Annotated in this window: 6 protein-coding genes; 1 reads left to right on the top strand and 5 read right to left on the bottom strand. The window is 66.1% G+C overall.

The window, feature by feature from the left end:
- The coding region (locus G3N99_RS31905; protein ID WP_206124371.1) for an acetyl-CoA C-acyltransferase at positions 1-867 on the bottom strand (867 nt) is incomplete at its 3' end.
- Positions 868-1,094: 227 nt separating this feature from the next.
- Here G3N99_RS31905 and G3N99_RS31900 point away from each other — a divergent pair.
- Positions 1,095-1,883 carry an IclR family transcriptional regulator gene (locus G3N99_RS31900; RefSeq protein WP_043180969.1) on the top strand — a complete coding sequence of 263 codons (789 nt, stop codon included), beginning with the start codon at positions 1,095-1,097 and terminating at the stop codon, positions 1,881-1,883.
- A 20-nt stretch (positions 1,884-1,903) separates the two neighbouring features.
- Here G3N99_RS31900 and G3N99_RS31895 read toward each other — a convergent pair whose 3' ends face one another.
- The 4 genes from G3N99_RS31895 to G3N99_RS31880 form a co-directional block, all read right to left on the bottom strand.
- A complete protein-coding gene (locus G3N99_RS31895) occupies positions 1,904-2,974 on the bottom strand; it encodes a PDDEXK nuclease domain-containing protein (RefSeq protein WP_206124370.1) in 1,071 nt (356 codons plus the stop codon).
- 346 nt (positions 2,975-3,320) lie between these two features.
- On the bottom strand, positions 3,321-4,442 hold the full coding sequence (locus G3N99_RS31890) for a porin (protein WP_241011958.1): 1,122 nt from the start codon (positions 4,440-4,442) through the stop codon (positions 3,321-3,323).
- A gap of 36 nt (positions 4,443-4,478) precedes the next feature.
- Positions 4,479-5,828, bottom strand: a complete 1,350-nt coding sequence (locus G3N99_RS31885) for an aromatic acid/H+ symport family MFS transporter (protein ID WP_206124369.1) — start codon at positions 5,826-5,828, stop codon at positions 4,479-4,481.
- A 238-nt stretch (positions 5,829-6,066) separates the two neighbouring features.
- Positions 6,067-6,781 (bottom strand): amidohydrolase family protein (locus tag G3N99_RS31880; RefSeq protein WP_206124368.1); only part of this gene is annotated, 715 nt, incomplete at its 5' end.

Raw genomic sequence — 6,781 nt, 5'->3', positions numbered from 1 at the left:
GACGCCGGCCGTCGCGATCCCGAGCACGCGTGCGCGCGGCGTCAGGCCGAAGCGCTTCGCGGTTTCCTCGTTCGCGAGCAGCAACGCGGCGGCGCCGTCGTTGACGCCCGACGCATTGCCGGCCGTCACCGAGCCGTCCGGGCGCACGACGCCCTTCAGCTTCGCCAGCGTTTCGAGCGACGTCTCGCGCGGATGCTCGTCGCGCGACACGATCACCGGATCGCCCTTCTTCTGCGGAATCGTGACCGCGACGATTTCCTCGGCGAGCGTGCCGTCCTGCTGCGCACGCGCGGCCTTTTGCTGGCTGCGCAGCGCGAACAGATCCTGGTCGGCACGGCTGATGTTGTAGTCGACCGCGACGTTCTCAGCCGTCTCCGGCATCGAATCGACGCCGTGCAGCTGTTTCATCAGCGGATTGACGAAGCGCCAGCCGATCGTCGTATCGTAGATGTCGGCCTGGCGCGCGAACGCGCTCGCGGCCTTGCCCATCACGAACGGCGCGCGCGTCATGCTCTCGACGCCGCCCGCGACCATCAGCGCGGCCTCGCCTGACTTGATCGCACGGGCGGCCACGCCGACCGCATCCATCCCGGAACCGCACAGGCGGTTGATCGTCGAACCCGGTACACCCTGCGGCAGCCCCGCGAGCAGCGCCGACATGCGCGCGACGTTGCGGTTGTCCTCGCCGGCCTGGTTTGCACAGCCGTAGATCACGTCGTCGATCGCCGTCCAGTCGACGTCGCGGTTGCGCTCGACGAGCGCCTTGAGCGGCACCGCGCCCAGATCGTCGGCGCGCACGCCGGACAGTGCACCGCCGTAACGCCCGATCGGCGTACGGATCGCATCACACAGAAAAGCTTCGGTCATCAGTGTCTCCGGTCCCAGGACAGGCTGGGGAATGAACAGGGCGCCCCCCTTGCATTGCCCGCCGGGATGCGCTTAAATGTTCTATATACGAACATAAGATCGTGTATCGAACGTTCAACGCATCATAGGGAGTGCGGGGACGACCTGTCAAGCGCCCGGTCCGCCGGGCGGTTGGCGTGTCAGGCCCCATGCGCTATCTTCTCGGCTGCACGATATTCCCATCGCTCATGACAACCGAAGACACTCAGACGAAACCCGGCGACTCCTATGTCCAGTCGTTCGCACGCGGCCTCGCGGTGATCCGCGCGTTCGACGCGGCCCGTCCGGAGCAGACGCTCACCGAGGTCGCCTCGGCCACCGGGCTCACGCGCGCGGGCGCGCGCCGGATCCTGCTCACGCTGCAGACGCTCGGCTACGTCGAGGCTGACGGCCGGCTGTTCCGGCTCACGCCGAAGATCCTCGAACTCGGCTTCGCGTACCTCACGTCGATGCCGTTCTGGAATCTCGCCGATCCCGTGATGGAGCAACTGTCCGCGCAGATCCACGAAAGCTGCTCGGCGGCCGTGCTCGACCGCACCGAGATCGTCTACGTGTTGCGCGTGCCGACCCGCAAGATCATGACGATCAACCTGTCGATCGGCAGCCGGCTGCCCGCGTACTGCACGTCGATGGGCCGCGTGCTGCTGTCCGCGCTCGACGACGCCGCGCTCGACGAAACGCTCGCGCAAAGCGGCATCCGCGCGCATACGCCGCGCACGATCACCGACCTCGGCGAACTGAAGGCGGCGATCGCGCAGGTGCGCCAGCAGGGCTGGGCCGTGGTCGACCAGGAGCTAGAAGTGGGCCTGATGTCGTTGTCAGCGCCGATCCGCAACCGCCGTGGACAGATCATCGCGGCGATGAACATCAGCGGCAACGCGCAGCGGCATACCGCGAAGCAGATGGTGAAGGAGTTTCTCGGGCCGCTGCAGCAGGCCGCACAGACGGTGTCGGAGCTGGTGGCGCGGCGGGGGTGACAACGAAGGCACGGAACGCGTCAGGACGTGCTCCGTGCCGCATGGCGTGGCCGGATCTGCAACCGTGCCCGTTGCATCGCTTGTTGCAGTCGCTCCGTCAGCACCGCTCGCGGCGGCAATGCCGTCAGGTACTCTGCAACGTGGATACCGGACCTATCCAGTTCCAGCAGTTCGATCTGCTCTGATTTCTTGCCGGTGCAGAGGATGATTCCAAGAGGTGGTGCTTCATCCGCCTCTCGCTCGTGCCTGTCGAGCCAACGCAGATACAGTTCCATCTGCCCCTTGTACGCGGCCTTGAACTCGCCGACTTTCAACTCGACCGCAACCAGCCGCCGCAGCTTCCGGTTGTAGAACAGCAGATCAAGGTGGAAATCCTCGTCGTCGATCTGGATGCGCTTCTGCCGGGCGACGAAAGTGAAGCCTGCGCCAAGCTCCAGCAGAAAGGACTCCATTTCGCGAATGATCGCGGTCTCCAGGTCGCCTTCCTGCCAGGTGTCGCGCAGACCAAGGAAATCGAGAATATAGGGATCGCGCATGATCAGGCTGGGCGACATACGTTGTGCATCCCGCATCGTTGCCAGTTCCTCCGCGATCAATTCATCCGGCTTCCGGGAGAGTGCAGTACGCTCATACAACATCGAGTCGATACGCTCGCGCAGCGTCCTGACGCTCCAGCGCTCCACGCTGGCCATCTGCGCGTAGTAGTCACGCTGACGCGGGTCTTTGAGCGGGACCAACGCAACAAAGTGTGTCCAGCTCAATTGTCGTATCAGCGATACGACAATCCGTTCGTCCGGAAAGGTCGCAGCAAACTGCACCATGCGGCGCAAATTTTTCACGGCAAAACTGCCGCCATAATCCTTCGTCAATTGCGCCGCCAGGGTCGGCAGCACTTCCTCACCGTAGTCGGCCCGTTTGCCCGCCAGAATCTGGGTGTGAACGAGTTGACCGATGCGCCAGTAGAGCATCGTCAACTCACTGTTCACCGCCGAGGCAGTACGCTGCCGTGCCGCTTCGATCAATGCCCGGATGTCACCCAGCAGCGTTTGCGTCGCGACTGGCGATGCAACGACAACCTTGCGTCGGGTCATGCTGTTGCCTCCTCGATGTGCTGCCGACCCGCAATCGTTCGGTGCCTGCTTGCCGCCCACTCGACTGCGCCGACATCAGCCCGGCGCCGGACCGGCGTCGCAGTGACATAAAAAGCGGGCAGCACCGGCTGCCCGCACACGCTGATTGCATTGCAACGTTCTGCTCACGAAACCCGGAGCGAACGCCGAGCCGCCCAATTTAGTGACGAGCAAAAGCGCGGTCAATTTGACGAGAACGAAACTTCTCCGAGCTTGTAGGACACCGCGCCGCACCCTCGACGAACAGTGTCTGCTTGCTTGCCGGCACCGTGCCCGTGACACGGCCGAGTGACGCACCACCACCCGCTCAAAACAGATGATGAATCCCGGCCACGATCGCGAGTTGCCGCTGCGTGCCCGATGCACCGACCGCGAAGATCGCGGCGCGCGCCGCCGCGCTCCCCGTCGCCTGCTGCGCAACCGCATGCAGGTAGACCTGCGTGCGCTTCGACAACGCATATACGTCCCCGAGCGAAGCCGACAGATAGCGGTGGCCGATGAACGACGTCGTCGACATCCCGCCGCCCACGGCATTGGCCGGCATGACCTGCCACGTGGCGCCCGCATCGAACGTGCGATACGAATCCGTCTGCGCGCCGGCCTTCAGCCTCACGTAGGTGTACAGCGCGTGCAGTCTCACGGTGCCCCAGTCGTAGCGCGCACCGATGCCCGCGTTCTCGACCTTGTCCGCCACATACGACAGCGCCGGACGCCCCTGGAACGTCGACAGGCCGAGGCCCGCGGTCGTATCGCCGAGCATCGGGCCGAGCGCGCGGTCGTGCTCGTTCACGTACGCGGCGGCGAGCCCGAACGATCCGTTCACGTAATCGATGCCCGCTCCCGCGATGCGTCCGCTCGAGAAATTGCCGGGCACGCCGCCGAACCCGAGCAGCAGCCCGACCCTCAACCCGTACAGCGCGGGCGATCGGTACTTCACGACGTTGCTCTCCTGCGCCGACGTCGTCTCGACCAGCCCGTCGAGGTTTCCCGGGTGGGCCGCGAGCAGGTTCGACGACTGAAAGCCGTTGCCCATCGGCGCGAGCCAGTCGTAGTTGAACGCGGTCTGCTGGCCGAGCGTGATCGTGCCGGCGCGCTCCGACGACAGCCCGACGTACGCCTGCCGGTTGAACAGCGTGCCGCTGCGCATCAGTGCGCCGGTGTTGGTCGCGAAGCCGTTCTCGAGCCGGAACACCGCGCGCCAGCCTGCCCCCAGCTCCTCGCTGCCGAGGAAGCCGATGCGGTCGGGCTGCATCACGCCCTGCAGCATCGCGGCTTGCGGGCCACCCGCCCGGTTGTTCACATACGCGACGCCGGCATCCAGGCTGCCGTACAGCGTCACGCTGCTCTGTGCATGGGCCGCGCTTGCGGCCGCTGCACTCAATATCGCGAAAATCATGGCCGCGCGGCGGCGGCTTACCGACATCTGCATCGGGGTCTCCTCGTTGTGTAGGGAATGCGCTCGCGCTTATTCGACGGCTTTCGCATAGCCGCCGGCACGCGCGTAACGCAGCCCCATCGCACCGATCGCGACGGCGGCACAGACGATCGGCACGATCAACAGCATGAAGACACCCGACAACCCCATCGCGCTCGCCATCACCAGCGCGCCGACGAACGAGCCCGCGATCGCGCCGAGCCGGCCGACGCCGAGCGCCCAGCTCACGCCCGTCACGCGGCTGCCGGTCGGATAGAAATCGGCTGCGAGCGCATTCGCCCCGGTTTGCGAGCCGGCGACACCGAAACCGACCCCGAAGATGCCGATGCACAGCGACGGCAGGTCGTCGTAGCGCCACGCGACGAGGAACACGCATAGCGCGCCGACGAGATAGGCGGCCACCAGCACCGCGTATGCGTTGAAGCGGTCCATCGCACGCCCGAGCAGGATCGCGCCGACCGTGCCGCCCAGCTGGAACATCGCGGTGACGATCGCTGCCTGCGCGAGATCGAAGCCCGCTTCGCGAAACAGGCTCGGCAGCCAGTTGGTGACGAGATAGACGATCAGCAGGTTCATCCAGAATGCACACCACAGCGCGAGCGTGCCGAACCGCAGCGGCCGCGCGAACAGTTGCGACACGGGCGAGCGCGCCGCGACGCTCGCCGGCTCGTCCGCGACGAAGCGTTGCACATCGTCCGGCGCATCGGGCGACATGCGGCGCAGCACGGCCGCGACCTGCGCGGCCGGTGCGCGCCGATGGATCAGGAAGCGGATCGATTCGGGCAGCGCGGCGAGCATCACGATCCCGAGCGCGATCGGCAGCACGCCGCCGATGACGAACATCGCATGCCAGCCGTAACGCGGAATCACGTGCGCGGCAATGAACCCCGCCGCCGCGGAGCCGAACGTGAAGCCGCAGAACATCGTCGTGACGACCAGCGCACGGCGCGCGCGCGGGCTGTACTCGGACGTCATCGCGATCGCATTCGGCATCGCCGCGCCAAGACCGACACCGGTGAGAAGACGCAGCACCGTCAGCGAATGAATCTCAGGCGCGACCGCGCACAGCGTGCTGAACAGGCCGAATGACAGGACCGACCCGACCAGCAGGCGCTTGCGTCCGAGCCGGTCGCCGAGCGGCCCCGCGAAGAACGCGCCGACCGCGAGGCCGACCAGCCCGGACGCGAGCAGCAACGTGATGCCGGTCGTGCCGGCATGCCAGTCGCTACGCAGCGCGGGCACGACGAAGCCGATCAGCGCGGTGTCGAGCCCGTCGAGCGCGACCACGGCGAAACACTGCAAGGCAATCGCCAGCTGGAAACGTGAAAACGGCAGCGCGTCGATCCAGCGCTGCACGTCGAATGCGGGGGTGGGTTGCAAGGGGGTGTCTCCTTCGTTTTATCGTGACGGGCCGGGCGGCCTGCGCCGGAGCCGTGCATCGCGTATCGGGCGCGGCGGACGATACGACACGCCCGTCTGCCGCGGCCGTTGCCGATCGTTCCGATCAACTTCAATCATTCATTCGTACTGCGAATTCCATTCGATACTGCCGAACCGAGCGCCGAGCGCCGCCGCACATCGCCGGATTGCTCCGACGAACCGGCGGCGCCCGCTCCGCTCAGTCCAGCTTGAACAATCGCTTCGCGTTGTCGCGCCCGATCTTCTCCCGGTCGTTGTCACCGATCTCGGCAGCGTCGAACCATGCGCTCGCCTCCTCCATCGATTCGAACGGATAGTCGGCCGAGAACAGCACGCGGTCGCTGCCGATCTCGTCGATCGCGTTGCGCATCGCGATCGTGCGGAAATTGCCGCTCGTCGTGACGTAGAAATGCGCACGGAACGTATCGATGAAGGATCGCTTCGCCTTCACGCCCATCGGGTTCTTGCCGTTCGGGGATGCCCAGTGCGACGTGCGCCAGATGTTGTGCAGCGCGAGCTCGCCGAGGTGGCCGAGGATCACGGTCAGGTTCGGGTGTTCGTCGAACAGGCCGCTGCCGATCAGGCGCAGCGCATGCACCCCCGTTTCGCGTGAAAACTCCCACGCCGGCCCCATCAGCCACGGATGGCCTTCGATCGCCAGTTGCTGGCTCGGCAACGGATTGCGCGGGTGCAGGTAGAACGGCACGTCGAGCCGCGCGACCTCGGCCCAGAACGGCCGGTATTGCGGCAGGTCGTAATAGGTCGCGCTGTCGGCGTGGCCGATCTGCGAAAAGCCGTTGACGAGCGCGCCCTTGAAACCGAGTTCGGTCACCGTCCGCGCCAGTTCGCGCGCGGCGGCGTCCGGGTCCTGCAGCGGCAGCGCCGCGAACGCGCCGAAGCGGTCCGGCCGGCGA

The sequence above is a fragment of the Burkholderia sp. Ac-20392 genome, assembly GCF_017104585.1.
In the GTDB taxonomy this organism is placed as follows: Bacteria; Pseudomonadota; Gammaproteobacteria; order Burkholderiales; family Burkholderiaceae; genus Burkholderia; species Burkholderia lata.
Note: the sequence above shows the minus strand (reverse complement) of the source record. Positions and strands in the feature narration are given on the sequence as shown.